The sequence below is a fragment of the Escherichia sp. HH41S genome (assembly GCF_009820115.1).
Taxonomy (GTDB): Bacteria; Pseudomonadota; Gammaproteobacteria; order Enterobacterales; family Enterobacteriaceae; genus Escherichia; species Escherichia coli_F.
The window spans coordinates 87,229-105,086 of record NZ_VNXE01000020.1 but is presented as its reverse complement, the minus strand read 5'-3'; the positions used below and the strand labels follow the sequence as shown (position 1 = coordinate 105,086).

The window sequence follows — 17,858 nt, the reverse complement described above, 5'->3', positions numbered from 1 at the left end:
TAAGACTACTGGAAACAAGTCGCAAACCCTGCGGTACTGGATGCCTGAATACCGCAGTTTTGTGTCCCCGCCCCTTCATCCATACCACAATAGAACGAACCGGCCCGATCGGTAGAGAAATAGGGGAAGCTTATCGATGATGGCCATCCCAGCGCACTAAAGCCGCTATGTAATGACTGTAAATCGGCATAACTCGGTGATTTACTAAAGTCACCGCACTGCTTTGCAATATCCCATTTTTGAGCATCGATCACATGTGCCAGCGCCCAGATTTCATTATTCACCGTTGGCGCTACTGCCGCTGTAGCCCCTGACGGCAACTCTGATTGCAATAGCGGGCGATGTAACGTCTTGCCACTTACGGTGGCGGTATCCGCCATATGCCCCCAGAAATACGCCGTGGCGACATTCGGACTGGTCGGCACGGTGAAAATCGTGTCCAGCGTCGCCGTTATTGTGGCGTTATCCGTCAGCGTCACCGTCAACGGCGTTTTATATCCTGGCGTATTATCCTGACGAACGGTAAAACTTGCCGTACCGTCCGCCCCTGTCACACCGTCGACCGTATTCCCACTGTCAACCAGCGTTACCACCGTCCCGCTGGCAGGTTGTACCGTCATATCATCCATCGCCGCAATATCACCATACAACGTCGCCCCGCTGTTGCGTGGCACGGCTTCACCACGTTTTAAGGTGAAAGCGACATTCGGTACCGGCTTCCCGGCGCTGTCTTTTACGGTAACAACGAGGGGCACGGCTTCACCTTTTTTTACCTTCGCTGCCTGCGTAGTAGCATCTATCGCCGTCGATGTCAGCGTGACGCTGGAGACGGTCGCGCGGGGATTGACCAGACATCCCTGATACCCCGTACTCGCCGTCGACGACTCAAAACCATTATTCAGACTGACAACCAGGGCATTCCCCTGCTTGTTATCCAGTGCCCACCATGCATACTTCGTAGACCAGCCGATTTGAGTCGTCAGCGTGTTCCCCGGATAGCGCGCGTAGAGCGATAATAAATCATCGCTCAATGGCCGACGTGCCGCTTCACAAGGACTGAGGCTGCTATCTTCCCTTTGCGTTGCCTTAAACAACGGCCACACTTCATTGTTATCCGTCACCTGACTGACTCCGGCGCTCGACGGCAGCTCTTTCAACAATTTAGGCCGTTCAAAGACCACGCCGTTTTCCGCCGTTACCGTATCCGGCATATGGCCCCAGTAGGTCGCCATTGCGGAATCCGGGCTGGTGACGACGGTAAAGATCGCATCAATGACGCTGGTAGTTGCGACATCTCGCGCCAGTATAGCGGTGAACGGAATGGCCAGGCCGATGGTCTCAGGCTGTTCAACATTGAAAGTGGCCGTACCATCACTGCCGGTGAAACCTTGCCATTGCGTATCGTGTGCGGCCAGAGAAAACTCCGCCGACACAGGTGTCAATTCTGTCAACGTCATTGCATTTGCCGGCGTGCCCACTCCTGCTCCTGAACGGCTCATCGCTGAACCACGCCTGAGCGTAACGGCCTCTCCCGCCAGCGGGTTGCCATCACGATCTTTGACCGTCACCACAATTGGCAGTGGGTTACCTTTTTTCACTGACGCGCTGGGTCGCCCGCCATTACTGAGGGTTCTGGCGTTATCCATTGCGGATGACGTCAACATTACGCTGACGCCTGCCGGATGCGGCTTCGCCAGGCAAAGCATCAGCGCGTTGTTTGCCGAGCTCTTCGCGATATCTCCTGCGCTCAGGCTGACAGTCTGATACTGCCACGTATATAAATCCGGCATGACCATATCATAAGCCCACCACTTGCCTGCATATATCGGCAGCCCCAGGTCAGTCATTATCGCGCCGTTGGGATGATCATTATACAAATCCAACAATTCATTACTGCGCGGTTGATTCTCCAGCGGACAATCTGTCGATGTTAAATTTTGAACGTTGCTCATATACGACCACACTTCACCATTGCCGTTAGTGTTAATCGATGACCCTGAAGTCGCTTCGGCTTTCAGGAGCGGTCGTCTGAAGGTGACGCCTGCCGAACTGGTAAAGGTGTCCGGCATGTGTCCCCAGAATTTCGCGCTCGGTGAGTCCGGGCTGGTTATCACCGTGTAGATAACATCCAGCGTGGCGGTTTTGGTTGTATCGCGCGCCAGCGTGACGGTTATCGGTGTCGCCAGACCTGTCGTGGCATTCTGGCTCACTTCAAAGGTGGCTGTGCCATCACTGCCCGTTGTTCTGAGCACTTTTGCCCCATTTGCCGTCAGCCCAGCGTCGCTGTTCGCGGGTATCAATGACTTCACGGTAAGATCGTCCGCACTCGAGTTAACGGTTGCTTTCGAGCGATCCAGCGTCGTTCCACGCGTGAGGGTAAAGTCGGCGTAGGGTACCGGATTCCCGGTGCTATCACGTACGGTCACCGTCAGCGGAATCGTCTCACCTTTCTTCGCTACGGCGCTCGGTCGACCACCATTGCTGACCGTTTTTGCCGCATCCTGTGCTGTTGAAGTGATCTCTATCATCGCCGGAACGGTATGCGGTTCCACCAGGCACATCACTACCGCCGTATAACTGGACGGTGCCTGAACTGTCTGACCATTAACGAGTGAAAACGCCTGGTTGCTCCAGCTACTGCCAGAAACCGTCATCATGTCGTAGGCCCACATATACCCGGCGGAAGTCGGCAAGCCGAGCACCGTGCCCAACTGGTTGTTAGGGTAATCCGCATACAACCCCTGCATATCAGTCGTCAGCGGTTGATAACTCTCATCACACCCAGCCTTGCTGGCATCCGTTTTCTCCGTTGCTGTCAGGCGCGACCAGACTTCATTATTGGTCGTTACCGCCGTACCACCAGAAAGTTCAGCTTTGAGGAAAGGCCGTTTGAAGGTGACGCCCTTGCTGCTGGTAAAGGTTTCCGCCATATGCCCCCAGTTGGCCGCCAGCGGTGTATCCGGGCTGGTGACGACGGTGAAGATCACTGGCAAGGTGTTCGACGACACGCCGGTATCGTTCAACAGAGCATAAAAGTCGGTTTTGAGTCCAGTAGACACATCCTGTCGGAGTGTCATCGTGGTGGTTCCGTCTGGCCCGGTCACGCCATACAGAATGGTCGATGCAGTGGTATCCACCGTCGTACCCGACGCAGTCGTGACCGACACTTTCTGCGATGTTGACGCCACATTTTGGCGATTGACCGGGTTAGCGTGTTTCAGGGCAAACGGCGTATTGCCGACTAAATTCCCCTGTGCATCTTTAGTCGAAATGCGGATCGACACGCTATCGCCTTTCTGCACTTTGATCGCGCTAAGCGTACTGTCAATGCTGACAAATTGCGAGGGGTCTGAGGCCTCCAGCGTAATCTGGCTAGCAGCCGTCAACGGCGTTGTGCGGCAGGTTTGTTGCACGACTGTGTTCGTCGAGATTTGTGAGACTGCACCAGTATTCAGTTGCACCACATTGTAGTAACGGCTCCCTGTTTGCGTATCACTCGGGGTATTGGTGAGATAGGTCGTTTTTACCGGCCATCCCTGCACCGTACTCATCACATTACCGCTATTGGCGTCATACAAAGACTTCAGTCCATCCAGCGTCGGCATATAATCTGTACCACACCCATTCATGCTGGTGTCAGCCGACTGAGTCCAGGTGAATCTTGCCCAATCTTCACCGTTTTCAGCCGTAGAATTTCGACCACTGGTGTTACTCAGCTCTTTCAACAACAGTGGTCGTTTATAGATTGTACCGTCGGAGGCCATCACCGTTTCGGCCATATGTCCCCAAAAATTCGCTTTTGGCGAATCCGGGCTGGTCACGACAGTAAAGACCACCGGTAGCGTCGCCTTGACGCTGCTGGACGTATCCAGTTTTGCCGTGAGATCGGTTCTTAACCCGGTACTGTTATCCTGTTTCAGGGTAAATGTCGTTGACCCGTCTGCACCAGTCACGCCGTAAATCGTTTCACTCGTCGACTGGAAATTATTTCGCGTATTTCCCCAAGCATCCGTCACCGTCAGCGCGCCCACGCTCGCGGTTGCTGATGCGTTAGCCCGACTCACGCTGTTGGCACGCGTCAGGATAAATGCCGTATTGCCCACCAGGTTGCCTTGCGTATCTTTGGTGGTGACGCGCACCACGGATTCTTCGCCTTTTTTCGCTTTTACCACGTTATAGGTGGTATCCAGCGTCGCCGGATCTGCCGCTTCCAGCAGAATTTGGCCCACCGTGGTTACCGGCGTGGTCTGGCAGGTCAGCAGTTGCAGCGCCGTTGATGACACTGCCGCACTCGTGCCATTGCTGAGATCTACCGCCTTGTAGTTACGCTGCTCCATGCTGCCGTTGTCGGACGTGTTGGACAAATAGCGTGTTGCCACCGGCCAGCCCTGCACGGTTTTCATGGTGTTGCCCGCATTATTAGCAAACAGTGACGTCAGACCGGCTTGAGTCGGAATATAGTTGGTTCCACAGCCACTATACGTCGTGGAAGAACTCGCATAATTAATGTTAAACAACGCCCAGTTTTCATTGTCTTCAGACGTCGATGTTCGCCCAGTCTGATAGGCCAGTTCCTTCAACAACAGCGGGCGTTTAAATACCGTACCGTCCGCAGCCGTCACCGTTTCCGGCATATGCCCCCACATTTTCGCTTTGCTACTATCCGGGCTGGTGACCACAGTAAAGATTGTATCCAGGCTGTCTTTTTTTGTTGGATCGGAATACAACGTCGCCGTCAGCGCCGTTTTGGTGCCGTGAGTATCCGGGCGGGTAATATTGAGGATTTTGCTGCCGTCGCTACCGGTCATGGCAGTATAAAATCCCGCGGTGTCGTTCAACGTCGTTTCATCCGCCAGCCCACTGTTAATCACCACCGGTGCCACCAGCGCATCGCCACTACCGGCAATATGTTTTTCGCCCGTGCGGGTATAACCGTCTCCGCGACTCAGTTTAAATGGCATATCCGTGAGCGGATTACCCTGCGCATCTTTTACCGTTACCTTAACCCGTAGCGTTTCGCCTTTTTTCAGCTTCGCCGCGTTATTTCCGGCAGCCCACTGTGCGTTATCAACCACATCCAGCGTAATGCTGCTGGCAGGTTTGTTCGCCGTCGTCAGGCAACTGACGTAAACCGGCGTATCGCCGCCGATGGCCTGTGCGCCGTTATCCAGGGCAATGGTGTAATTGTGCGGCGTTAAATCCGCGGGGGAACTGCTCCAGTAGGGCTGACGCTGCGTCGGCCAGCCGTGTGTGGCTTGCACCGCATTACCGTTATTAGCGTCATAAAGCGCACTGAGCTGGGAGCGGCGCGGCAGCATATTGGTTCCGCAACCGCCTTTACTGGTAATGGCCGTACTGGCCTGGCTAACGCGCGCCCAGACTTCGTTTTTTTCCGTTAGTGTGCCATCCGGACTGGCGATTTCTGCTGCCAGCTTAGGCCGGGTAAAGGTTAATGAATCAACGGTAATCGTTTCATCCATATGGCCCCACATCTGCGCCCCACTAACATCCGGGCTGGTTGGGGTGGTAAAAATAACATTGTAATTAATGGCATTTGGTAGATGGGAATTGACCGGCGTAATGCTCAGCACGGTTCTTAACCCCACCCCCTGGGGTTGCTCTATTTCGACCGTTGCCACGCCTTGTGCATCTGTCGTACCTGTGTAGACCATCGACGGCTGTGATGTGCCGTATTGCGTGCCATTCATCGAGATTGCGCCGCTGCTCGGGTCATCAAACCCGCTCACCAGCCCCGCTCGGTTATACCCCATGCCTTTGGTAATGGTGAATGCAGTAAAGGGTACCGGGGTATTATTGAGCGCGTTAATCGTACGCACGGTCATCACGATGGTGTCACCTACTTTGGCCTGCGCTTTGCTGCCAGGGGTGATATCGTGATCGGTGCTGACTTCAACCTTCGCTACCATCTCATTGCCCGAACAGGAGAGGTAATTCTGCTTAAAGCCGGAGTAGCTGTCGACGTTTCCGTTCCCCAGATTCACCGATGAATGCGTGGCTTGCTCCACCGCGCTTAAGTAGCTCTGTTGGGCGGTGGGCCAGCCATACTCAGTGCCAATCGCGTTACCGGGATGGGCTGAAAACAGGCTTTCCAGCCCACTCTGACGTGGCGTATGGCCGACGCCGCATTCAGCCTGCATACTGGTGTCTTGATCGAACAGCGCCCAGTCTTCGTTATTTTCTCGCACCGTTCCCAGTTCATGCTCAGTTTCATCCGCCAGTAATGGGCGTTTGAACAGGCTGCCAGATTCAACAATGCCGCGCATATGGCCCCACATCCGCGCCTTATCGCTATCAGGGCTGGTGATCACGGTAAAAATCACATCTTTGGCATCTGTGGCCGTAAAATTGCTGCGCATTTTCGCCGTGATATGGGTTTTCACGCCTGCGCCGTCGGGCTGACTCAGGGTTAGCGAAGCCTGACCGTTGACATCGGTCATGCCTTCATAGGTGTGAGCATCAACCTGTTGCAAATTCGAACCACCAGTAATCTGCACCGGATGGGCTTCCCAGGCGGAATCGGTTTGATTTTTGCGGTTAACGCCGTCATCCAGATGCAGCGAGAAGTAGTAATACGCCAGTGGTTGATCGTTATTTTTATTGTCGGTGATCGTCAGACGCATCGTGGCGTCTTCGCCCACCTGCGATTTCATCGCCTGTGCCGTATCATCATAGTTTTCGGGCGTAAGGACGATTTTCGGTTCGACATCAGGCGCGGGTTTATCCACACAGCTCACAAGAAACGTGGTGCTATCCGGCTTTTGCGTTTCACCACGGTTAGAGACATCCGCCGCATGGTGCTGCCCGGTGGTGCCCGCCAGCGATGACCAGTAATAATCCCCCTGCATCGGCCAGCCAAGGACTGTCTGCACCGATGTGGGGATAACGGTCGCCAGCGCGCCAAAGTGGCGCATGCCGGGCAGCACGGTGCAGTGGCTATCTGCGCCGCTCCAGGTGAAGGTGGACCAGGTTTCGTTGTGATCGACGACCGTGGCGCTTTCATTGCTGACTTCTGCCGCCAGCTTTGGTCGACTGAAGGTGTAACCGTGGGCTTCTACCGTCTCCGCCATATGGCCCCACATCGTAGCCTGCGCCACGTCCGGGCTGGTGAGTACGGTAAAAATCACTGCGGTTTCACTGGTTTGCGCAATGCCGGAAATGCTGACCACCAGTGGCGTTTTGACGCCAGGGCCATTCGGTTGGCTCACCGTGATGGTGGCCGTGCCGTTGGCATCAGAGGTGCCATGGTATTCGGTAGCCGTCGTCGTTAACTCGGTGCTATCCAGTACCACTGGCGCACTATTATTCACTGCCCCCTGGCGATTTTCAGCATCTTTACGTTTGATAATAAACGGAATATTACCCGCGACGTTGCCCTGACAATCTTTAGTGGTGACGGTGAGCGTGATGGTGTCGCCAACGGTGGTTTTTGCCGCCGCGATCGTTTCGTTAAAACCACTGGCGCTCACCGAGATTAAATCCCCCTGTGCTGGCGCGATGTTCAGGGTCACTTTCTGGTCCACCAGCGCCACCGTCCCCGCATAGGGATACCCGGTCGAGGTCAGCAGGTAGAGCATTGGGAGGGTTTGCTGCGCATCAATCTGTGGCCAGGCCACCAGCGAGCGTCCGGCCAGCCCCTGAGCACAAAAGCTACGGTTAGCAATGGGTTGTGGGTTAAGGGGCACATCAGGCGTGACGGCATCGGCCCACACCAGGCTGACGGTAGGGGGTGTTTGATTTTCCCAGCGCAGCGCAGGTGGTGTGGAAAACTGGTCGCCTTCATTGTCCTGAGGATTAGCAACAATCAGGTTAGCAGCGTCATCGTCAACGCTAAATTCATTCGGTTTAGCAGTAAACCCGACATCATGAGATTCAGCAGGATTAAGCTGAACACTGCCCTGATAGACGGGTACGCTGGCGCTGTCGGCAAAAGGAACGGTTCCGTTAAACTCGCCTGTAGAATCAGGATATGTCTGCCATTCCGCCCCTGCCCGTGCAAAGTCAGACAGCATAAACGCTGCCAACATGCCCAGAAGCATAATGATTTTCCCTGGTTTCAGACATACCGACATGTAAAAAACTCCAGCATGATAAACAAAACATCAACCTGTTTTGCTTAACGCGTCGCTAAGCAAAACAGGCGGAAAACAGCATCCCCGTATGGGAATGCTGTTGTGCGCATTAGTGGTGTTTGTAAATGATAGACAGCGTATAGCCCTGAACGCCGTCGCCGTTTGCCGGGATCGCAAGACCACTCTTACCATTACGATCACTACCGTTAAGGCTGGTTCTTGCTTCTTCGTTAGTTTGTGGGATAACAATTTTATTGTTATCGAAGCTGGCATTAGCAATACCGCCTGCAGCACCGAGTTGTTTACTGTTACCGTTAAAGACCCATGCAAAGTCATAGTTAGCGGTAACGTCCATATCCGTACCCGCGTCATATTTACCGTTCTGGTTTTCATCCGAGTACAGTTTGGCCACATACGTTTTGTTAAGCGCAATGGCCGTATTACCACCGATAAGGTTGGTAGTGGTACCTTCCTCGAAGATGGCAACTTTCAGGTTCTGGTTCACAACCGGGCCGGGATCAACATTATCGGTATCGCTGCCGCCACCGCTGGCCGTTGAAATATCCAGCAGAGTCAGCGACGTTCCCTGGAAAGGATTACCTGTCTGGGTGATGGGCTGGATTTCAACACCGATATAACGCCCACGTTCGTCATCAGTGAGTTTATAACTCGTCTTACCTGCCGCTGCGGTCAGCTCCGTTTTACCGCCACCCGCATTATCGCTGTAACTGTACCACTTGATAGTGGCTGTCGTTTTCGCATCAATGCCTGCGGGACCATCATCAATATCCCCTTCGGTATCGCCGATATCCCATCCCAGAGTGATGGTATCCCCTGAGTAAAGGCGTTTATCCGTCTCGCTACCTGCAGGGCGGGTACCTTTACCATCAGACGTCACTTTAATGTGATCCGCATCTTCCGAGTTAATCGTGGCATTCCCCCCTTCGCGATAGAGCCAGGGTATGGTCCCCTCGAATTCAGCGGTCGTTCCACTGGCGACCCAGGCGGCATCTTCCGCCATAGCGGCTGGTACGGCACAGTATCCAGCCAGCATCAGTGCCAGCGCGACTTTTGTCAGGCCACGTTTCATATGAGGTTTCATAAACACTCTCCTTGATTAATATTCAGCGGTGGCCCGATCAGCCATGGCGCCGACCCTATTTCTTGCTGTAATTGACCTGCAAACCGTATCCCTGCACACCATCGGTTACCTGAGCATTAAATTTTGCTGCCGCTTCCTTGTTGGTTGCCGGGATCTCTATATCGACGTTCGTGGTATTGGTTTGCGCGCCGGTATTGCCATTTACGCTATTCCCCGTGAATTCCCACTGATAGTCATACTGTTTCATCTCGTCGTCAGTGAGCTTCTCAGAAAGCTGGAACACGCCGTCTTTGTTAGCGTCGCGCCACAGCACAAAGCGATAGCGGCTATTGAGGGGCAACGGTTCTTTGTTGCCGATAAGATTGACGGGCTTAGCTGCACCAACACGGTAGATAAAAGCATTCAGCCCGCCGATGTCAGAACCCAGGAACGTTACGTCAACATAGTTACTGTCATCATAAGGGGCGGCTTTCGCCTTCCAGCGGAAAGTACCGGGCAACGTACTGGAGAGCGTAACGGTCCCCTTTTCTTTATCTTGTTTGGCGATAAAAACGCACGGCACTTCGGTGGTGCAGGGTTTATTCGTCAGCGTCACTTTTTTATCGTTGGCATCAAACAGCTGCGGGCTGAGATTATCCTGCGGCAAGACATTACCGTTACGGTCAGTGTTGTCGCCAAAGCTATCCGTAACGTCGAGATCCATGACGACACCATCTACACCATCTGCTTGCGCACTGGCTTCGTGGCTGTGATTGTTCTCATCCGGTACATTGGCGATGTTGTTAACGATGAGCTCAATTTTACGGTCCTGCTGAACGGTAATTTCCACCACGCCGGAGTTCTGCCGATTGCCTTTTTCATCTTCCAGCGCCAGGCGTACCCGCCAGGTATTGAGTTTTTCCTGGTCGGCTTTATCAGAGCTGTACTGCCAGGCAGGCAGTACCAGATTCCAGTGGTTGTTGTTCCCTTCGGTAAGGGTGTTTTCTTTGATAACCGGCATCACCAGCGTACGTGCAGCATTGTTTTTCGCCTGCCAGGAGGCAGCAACGATTTTGTAATGATGATTAATGAGCGCGTTAATGGTCCACTTACATTTTTCCAGCCCGATGGCTGCTTCTGGCGTATCTTTAATCACGCACTCGGGATGTTCATTCGTCGCATCGGCTTTCAGCCACAAAGTGACATCGAGGGGATCTTTCTCTTTGTATTCCAGAACAATAAAGTTGTTACGTTCAACAAAGTCGTGACGACTGCCCATGAGCGAGTGAGCCGCGCTCACTTTGTCAGGATCAAGCTGATCTTTGAGCGGGACACCAAACTGGTAGTTCAGCGTTGCGTTAACAGAAAGATCGGTATTATCGCCAGTGCCAGCTTTGAAATCCGTTCCTACGGCAATGAGCGGTACGGGCTGGTATTTCACACCCAGCGTGACGGCGAAGGGATCTTTCTCCAGATTATCGGTGCCAAAAAGCGCGACTTCATCACCGTAATATTGTTCGAAAACGATTTTACCGCCAAGCTGCGGGTAAGCAGGTAGCCAGGCTTCGGCGCGAATATCCCAACCGCGCGCAGGACGCTCCTCATAAAAATCGAAATCTTCGGAGTCTTTCCAGTCAGAAAGCGGATGATAATAGTTGCCAGAGAATTTTAAATAATCAGTCCACGCTTCGCCGCCTAAACCTAAACGGCGATGCCCACGGGTAAAGTCATAATCATAAAATATATTTCCACCCAACAACCATTTATCAAAATTATGTCTTACACCAAGCCCAATATTCCCGATCGTACGATCTTCTTTTCGTTGTGCAGAAAATTGGCTGAAATAAACAGTAGTTTGATTATCATACCAGGGAACAAAATAGTCGATGGAACTGCCATCCAGATCGCCGCCCTGACCAAGAGAAAGATTCGTTCGGACCTTACCGTAGGGGGAGAGTGTATCCTCAATATAAGATTGTGTCGTAGAGGTAATTTGACTTTGCAGATAGCTTCTGGCCTGGGACTCCAGCGCCTCGGGTGTCAGGTTTTCAAACCCTTGCGTGGCAGAGTTAATGACGTAATCGGCACCACGCTCTTTTAGCGATTTACCCTTGTTAGTTTGTTCTTCCTGTTGTGCGGCCTGACTACCTAAATCAGGTAACGATTCTTTATGCTCAACATTTATCTCTGGAGCCGCAAAAGCAGCTCCAGAGATAAATGTTAGCATAATACAGCGTTTCCATCGCAGCATGCACATCCCCTGTGACATTAATAATGCTTAAAATTAGCTCTAATATTCTATTCCAGATTATTCAGAAAGGCACGCCAGGAAAACTAAATATAATCTTAAATTTATAACACAGTGATTTCGCTCACTTACATTTGCGTTTCAACAAATAAAATAGGATGCAATCATTTATATTATGAATACAAATGATTACACCATATATTTAAATAATATTAAGCAACAATAAATTCAACGCGCTTTTTGGATATTAAACCGTGCCCATGCTGGCAGAAATAATCTACTGCACCACAAGCTTTTAACACCTGTAATGGCTGATGGCAGTCAGGACAAAGCGCCTGAATGGTGAAATCTTTGGCACAAGTTGCACAGTGGGCAGTTTCACCGTTGCGTTCGAGAGGGTTATGGCAGGTTGGGCAGTTGAGTTCCATAAATACTCCTCGCCTGTTGTTCAGTTTCCCTCTCCGTTTGGAAAGGGAAACCAGATAAGTGATTACTTACTTTTCTTAATATGCTTCATCAAACGCTTACGCTTGCGCATCTGGGTCGGCGTCAAGGTGTTACGCTTGTTCGCATAGGGGTTTTCCCCTTCTTTGAACTGAATACGAATCGGCGTACCCATCACGTCCAGAGACTTGCGGAAGTAGTTCATCAGATAACGCTTATAGGAATCAGGCAGGTCTTTCACCTGGTTGCCATGAATCACCACAATTGGCGGGTTATAACCCCCGGCGTGGGCATATTTCAGCTTCACACGACGCCCGCGAACCAGCGGCGGCTGGTGATCTTCAACCGCCATGGTCATGATACGCGTCAACATAGATGTCCCCACACGACGAGTGGAACTGTCATACGCTTCACGTACTGACTCAAACAGGTTACCAACGCCACTGCCGTGTAATGCAGAGATAAAATGCACACGGGCGAAGTCGATAAAGCCCAGACGGAAGTCCAGCGTCTCTTTTACTTGCTCTTTCACTTCCTGGCTCAGGCCGTCCCACTTGTTCACTACAATCACAAGTGAGCGCCCACTATTGAGAATAAAGCCCAGCAGGGAGAGATCCTGATCGGAAATACCTTCGCGAGCATCAATCACCAACATCACCACGTTGGCATCTTCAATCGCCTGCAACGTTTTGATTACGGAGAATTTCTCTACCGCATCGGTGATTTTGCCGCGTTTACGTACGCCCGCAGTGTCAATGAGTACATACTCACGCCCATCGCGTTCCATTGGAATGTAGATACTGTCACGCGTAGTGCCCGGCATGTCGTAAACTACGACGCGTTCTTCGCCAAGGATACGGTTAGTGAGTGTCGACTTACCGACGTTAGGACGACCCACTATCGCCAGTTTGATTGGCAGACTTTGCGGGTCAAAGTCGTCTTCCTCTTCTTCTTCGCCGTTCTCTTCCGCTTCAAATTGCGCCCAGTACTCAGCGTCTTCATCCACTTCTTCTTGTGGTGCGATATCTTCCATCCACGGCAACAGCACGTGCTCCAGCAGACTTAATACGCCACGACCGTGAGACGCGGCGATAGGATAGATTTCACCTAAGCCGAGCGAATAAAAATCAACAACGGCCTGATCCGGATCCAGACCATCGGTTTTGTTTGCCACCAGGAAGGTCGGTTTTTCGCGGGAGCGCAGATGTTTAGCAATCGCTTCATCCGCAGGCATCAGGCCCGCGCGCGCATCCACCATAAACAGTACGACGTCCGCTTCTTCAATCGCCAGCAGCGACTGTTCCGCCATGCGGGTTTCTACACCGTCTTCTGTTCCGTCAATCCCGCCGGTATCAATACAGATAAACTCGCGGCCTTCAATTTCCGCACGACCGTACTTACGGTCACGAGTCAGACCCGGGAAATCCGCAACCAGCGCATCTCGGGTGCGAGTTAGACGGTTAAATAACGTGGATTTTCCTACGTTAGGGCGCCCGACAAGCGCGACCACAGGTACCATGTTTAAAGCCTCATTTTTATAAATCATCAGACAACGCACGCTATATTCGTGTCGTTGTTAAAAACAGGAAAACGGCCCCTGTCCAGGAGCCGTTTTCAAAGTGAACGACAGAGACGATTAACGTGTAATAGAGTACACAGTCCCGTCTTTTGCCTGGATCAGCAGTTTGCCGTCAGCGGCAACCGGTTCAGTCTGGAAACCGGAACTATCAACTTTTTGCTGGGCAACGAAACGACCATCTTCGACGTTGATCCAATGCAGATAACCTTCACTGTCACCTACCACCAGGTTGCCATTATACAGCACCGGAGAAGTCAACAGGCGATGCAGCAGATCGCTTTGTGTCCACAGCGTAACGCCGCCATCAATGGTCAACGCCATCACCCGGTCATTTTGATCGACCAGATAGATGCGGTTGCCGTCGACGATGAAATCATTCACCGAACCCAGTTCGCGTTTCCACATAATCTGACCGCTGCGCAGATCAAGCGCCGTCAGGTTACCATTATAGGCCAGCGCGAAAACAACGCCGTTAACAATGACGGGAGTCGTGTCAACATCGCTCAGGCGGTCAATTTCGGTAGAACCGGTCGCCTGGGAAATACGCTGCTGCCAAATCATCTGGCCCTGTTCCATCAGCACTGCGCTGACGCGACCATTATCGCCACCCACGACGGCCGCACCAAAAGCCGTTGCCGGCGCAGACTCGCCACGCAAAGAGAGCGAAGGCATATCGAGGTTAACTGTCCATTTGACAGCGCCGTCGGTTTCGTTCAGCGCTTGTAACTGACCATTACTGGTGTGGATTAACACCAGACCGTCGCTGACCACCGGGCGAGAAAGAGCTTCACCCGCGACTTTAGTCTGCCATGCCACAGTACCATCACTGGTATTCAGCGCGTAAACCTGCGCCTTTTCGCTACCAATGTAGACATGTCCGCCAGACACGGTCACGCCGCCAGAAAGTAATGCAGGCTCTTTAGAGAACCAGCCATCTTTCTCGGCCAGACTGACAGACCAGATTTCTTTGCCATCATCCGCATTCAGCGCTTTTACTAAACCAGCGCGGTCTGCTGCATAGACAACGTTGTCCGCCAGTGCCGGATGAAGATTGGAATAGAAGTTGCCAATGCCGCTACCCACGGAAGTGCTCCACGCCGTGGTCGGCGTAAACTGGTTTTCAACGGTCGGCAATGGGGACATCTTTACCACATCTTCTTCGCTGTTAAACAGCGAACAGCCGCTTAAAAGGGTAACGGAAAGCAGTCCTGGCAGCAGTAATTTACGCAATTGCATCGGGTCCCTCTCAGATGGACAAATTATTAATTTTCATCTGCATCATTTCGCTCAGTGCCGGGGTAACATCGCTTTTCACGCCAGCTTCCCATGCACTACGCGCACCTTGCTTATCACCTTTGCTCAGCAATGCTTCGCCACGCAGGTCGGCAACAATGGCAGCCCACCCTTCACCTTTGATGGTATCGAGGGTTTTCAGCGCGGCATCAGCCTGCTTGAGCTGTACCTGAACGCGGGCAAGACGCAGATTTATCACGGCTTTGAGATTTTCATCGCTCGTGTCCGCCAATCCCTGTTGTAACTGGGTGGCAGCTTTCTCTAGTTCATTTTTGTCAACAAATTGCTGCGCAAGTTCCAAAGAAGCCAGCGCACCATAGGTATTTTTATTTTCAGCAGCAAATTTTTCCGCCGCCGGGATGCTATCCGGTTTGCCTTCGCTCACTGCGGTAACCGCATTTTGATAGGCAAGAGAAGCGGAGCGTGTAGAATCAACCTGATGGCTGTTCCAGTAGCGCCAGCCAATCAATGCGCCAACGCCCAAAATCACCCCAACAGCCAGTGCTTTGCCATTTTCAGCAAAAAAGCGTTTAACCGCTTCAACCTGGTCGTTTTCGTTCTCGTAAATTTCCACGCTGTCCTTCTCCTTCCTTAACCCAGTAACGTGCGCAAATGCGCGGCTACGCTATCCTGCGCAACTGCCGTTTGCTCACCAGAGCGCAAATCCTTCACTACTGCTGTGCCGTTAGCCACTTCAGACTCACCCAGCACCACAGCAACGCGGGCGCCCCATTTATCAGCACGGGCAAACTGCTTCTTAAAGTTGCCGCCGCCGTGGTTGGTCATCAGTTTCACGCCCGGTAATTCATCACGCAGACGCTCTGCTAATGCCATAGCCGCAGATTGTGTGTCAGCACCTGAAGCCACCAGATATATATCGACAACAGGATCGGCTTTAAATTCCGGATTAACGGCCTGAACTAACAATACAAGACGTTCGAGGCCCATCGCGAAACCGACTGCCGGTGTTGCACGACCACCCAGTTGCTCCACCAGACCGTCATAACGACCGCCTGCGCACACGGTGCCCTGGGAACCGAGGCTGTTAGTCACCCACTCAAAAACAGTACGGTTATAGTAATCCAGACCACGCACCAGACGCTGGTTTACGGTGTAAGCGATACCCGCGCTCTCCAGCAGTTTGCACAGACCAGCAAAGTGCTCACGAGATTCCTCGTCAAGATAGTCACCTAATGCTGGGGCGTCGTTGAGAAGGGCCTGCACTTCCGGATTTTTGGAATCCAGCACGCGCAGCGGGTTAGTGTACATGCGGCGTTTGCAGTCTTCGTCCAGCTTTTCTTTATGCTGCTCAAGGAATGCAACCAGCGCATCGCGATAATTGGCGCGTGCTTCCAGCGAACCGATAGAGTTCAGCTCAAGAGTTACGTGTTCAGAGATACCCAGTTCACGCCACCAACGAGCAGTAAGCATAATGAGTTCGGCGTCGATATCTGGACCCTGTAGGCCAAAAACTTCGAGACCGATTTGGTGGAACTGTCGATAACGACCTTTTTGCGGGCGTTCGTGACGGAACATCGGCCCCATATACCACAAACGCTGTTCCTGATTGTACAGAAGGCCATGCTCTATACCGGCGCGTACACATCCTGCTGTACCTTCAGGGCGAAGAGTTAACGAGACAACCTCTTTTGCATCACGCTCACGATCGTTGAAGGTGTACATCTCCTTTTCAACAACATCGGTAACTTCACCGATAGCGCGCTTAAACAGTGGCGTTTGCTCAAGAATAGGTGTGCGAATCTCACTGTATCCGTAAGACTCAACAACGCTTTTAATTATGCGCTCAACGCGTTGCCATACAGCGGTTTCCACTGGCAAATAATCATTCATACCGCGTACAGACTGAATTTTCTTCGACACGTTTATTCTCTTTCTGAATATAAAAATGAACCCTCAACGCGCCCCTCAATATTTCGGGAGCCATGCGGGTTCAATCATACACGGGAAGCGAGGCGCTTCCCATCACGTTATTATTTTTCAACCTGCTGAACGTCAATTCGACGCGCTTCATCCAGTTGGCTGGCTTTCGCACGAATGCGTGCTTCCAGCTGGTCGATCATATCGTTGTTGTCCAGACGGTCTTTGCGCACGCCATCTTCATAGAGGCCGCTTTTCTTGTTGCCGCCGGTGACGCCGAGTGTAGAAACCAGCGCCTCACCTGGTCCATTCACCACGCAGCCGATAATCGAAACGTCCATCGGGGTGATGATATCTTCCAGGCGTTGCTCCAGGGCGTTAACCGTACCGATAACGTCAAACTCCTGACGCGAACAGGTCGGGCAGGCGATGAAGTTGATCCCGCGCGAACGGATACGCAGCGATTTCAAAATATCGAAACCGACTTTGATCTCTTCGACCGGATCGGCCGCCAGCGATACGCGCAGCGTGTCGCCGATGCCTTCAGACAGCAGCAGGCCTAAACCAATGGCAGATTTTACTGCCCCACTACGTGCGCCACCCGCTTCGGTGATCCCAAGATGCAGCGGTTGATCGATCTGTTTTGCCAGCAGACGATAAGACTCTACAGCGAGGAAGACATCAGACGCTTTGACGCTGACTTTGAACTGATCGAAGTTCAGACGATCAAGATGATCAACATGGCGCATGGCAGATTCCAGCAATGCCTGCGGGGTAGGTTCGCCATACTTTTCTTGCAGATCTTTTTCCAGCGATCCAGCGTTAACGCCAATACGGATCGGAATGTTTTTATCGCGCGCGCAGTCAACCACCATGCGAATACGCTCTTCATTACCGATATTGCCAGGGTTAATACGCAAACAATCGACCCCGTATTCCGCTACTTTCAGCGCAATGCGATAGTCAAAGTGGATATCAGCCACCAGCGGTACGTTAACCTGTTGTTTGATGAGCTTGAACGCTTCTGCCGCGTCCATCGTCGGTACGGAGACACGGACGATATCAGCGCCAACACGTTCCAGCGCCTTAATTTGATTGACCGTAGCTTCGACGTCTGTCGTACGCGTATTGGTCATGGACTGTACGGCGATGGGGGCACCATCGCCAATCGGCACATTCCCAACGTAAATACGTGTTGATTTTCTACGTTGAATTGGAGCCTGGTTATGCATGAAAAATCTCCCG

The 17,858-nt window shown here is 52.3% G+C and carries 9 protein-coding genes; all 9 read right to left on the bottom strand.

Annotated features, from left to right (window positions below; genetic code table 11):
* Nucleotides 1-5: 5 nt before the first annotated feature.
* On the bottom strand, nucleotides 6-8,090 hold the full coding sequence (locus FQZ95_RS05600) for an adhesion domain-containing protein (protein ID WP_160529975.1): 8,085 nt from the start codon (nucleotides 8,088-8,090) through the stop codon (nucleotides 6-8).
* Nucleotides 8,091-8,199: 109 nt separating this feature from the next.
* Nucleotides 8,200-9,192, bottom strand: coding sequence for a SinI family autotransporter-associated protein (locus tag FQZ95_RS05595; protein ID WP_160529974.1), 993 nt, complete (start codon nucleotides 9,190-9,192; stop codon nucleotides 8,200-8,202).
* Between the two features lie 55 nt (nucleotides 9,193-9,247).
* Nucleotides 9,248-11,422 (bottom strand): intimin-like inverse autotransporter SinH, encoded by a 2,175-nt coding sequence (gene sinH, locus FQZ95_RS05590; protein ID WP_160529973.1) that lies wholly within the window; start codon nucleotides 11,420-11,422, stop codon nucleotides 9,248-9,250.
* Nucleotides 11,423-11,631: 209 nt separating this feature from the next.
* Nucleotides 11,632-11,847, bottom strand: a complete 216-nt coding sequence (locus FQZ95_RS05585) for a zinc ribbon domain-containing protein (RefSeq protein ID WP_000422357.1) — start codon at nucleotides 11,845-11,847, stop codon at nucleotides 11,632-11,634.
* A 62-nt stretch (nucleotides 11,848-11,909) separates the two neighbouring features.
* Nucleotides 11,910-13,382 carry a ribosome biogenesis GTPase Der gene (gene der, locus FQZ95_RS05580; RefSeq protein WP_001353036.1) on the bottom strand — a complete coding sequence of 491 codons (1,473 nt, stop codon included), beginning with the start codon at nucleotides 13,380-13,382 and terminating at the stop codon, nucleotides 11,910-11,912.
* Nucleotides 13,383-13,499: 117 nt separating this feature from the next.
* Nucleotides 13,500-14,678, bottom strand: coding sequence for an outer membrane protein assembly factor BamB (gene bamB, locus FQZ95_RS05575; RefSeq protein WP_160529972.1), 1,179 nt, complete (start codon nucleotides 14,676-14,678; stop codon nucleotides 13,500-13,502).
* A gap of 10 nt (nucleotides 14,679-14,688) precedes the next feature.
* A complete protein-coding gene (gene yfgM / locus FQZ95_RS05570; protein ID WP_000409211.1) occupies nucleotides 14,689-15,309 on the bottom strand; it encodes an ancillary SecYEG translocon subunit YfgM in 621 nt (206 codons plus the stop codon).
* A gap of 17 nt (nucleotides 15,310-15,326) precedes the next feature.
* Nucleotides 15,327-16,616, bottom strand: coding sequence for a histidine--tRNA ligase (gene hisS / locus FQZ95_RS05565; protein ID WP_032184882.1), 1,290 nt, complete (start codon nucleotides 16,614-16,616; stop codon nucleotides 15,327-15,329).
* A 110-nt stretch (nucleotides 16,617-16,726) separates the two neighbouring features.
* Entirely contained in the window at nucleotides 16,727-17,845 is a 1,119-nt protein-coding gene (gene ispG / locus FQZ95_RS05560; RefSeq protein WP_000551807.1) for a flavodoxin-dependent (E)-4-hydroxy-3-methylbut-2-enyl-diphosphate synthase, read from the bottom strand.
* Between the last annotated feature and the right edge of the window lie 13 nt (nucleotides 17,846-17,858).

Coding starts and splice junctions, on each gene's coding strand:
- FQZ95_RS05595 (WP_160529974.1), bottom strand. CDS start 9,192: ATGAAACCTCATATGAAACGTGGCCTGACAAAAGTCGCGCTGGCACTG.
- FQZ95_RS05600 (WP_160529975.1), bottom strand. CDS start 8,090: ATGTCGGTATGTCTGAAACCAGGGAAAATCATTATGCTTCTGGGCATG.
- sinH (WP_160529973.1), bottom strand. CDS start 11,422: ATGCTGCGATGGAAACGCTGTATTATGCTAACATTTATCTCTGGAGCT.
- der (WP_001353036.1), bottom strand. CDS start 13,382: ATGGTACCTGTGGTCGCGCTTGTCGGGCGCCCTAACGTAGGAAAATCC.
- FQZ95_RS05585 (WP_000422357.1), bottom strand. CDS start 11,847: ATGGAACTCAACTGCCCAACCTGCCATAACCCTCTCGAACGCAACGGT.
- ispG (WP_000551807.1), bottom strand. CDS start 17,845: ATGCATAACCAGGCTCCAATTCAACGTAGAAAATCAACACGTATTTAC.
- bamB (WP_160529972.1), bottom strand. CDS start 14,678: ATGCAATTGCGTAAATTACTGCTGCCAGGACTGCTTTCCGTTACCCTT.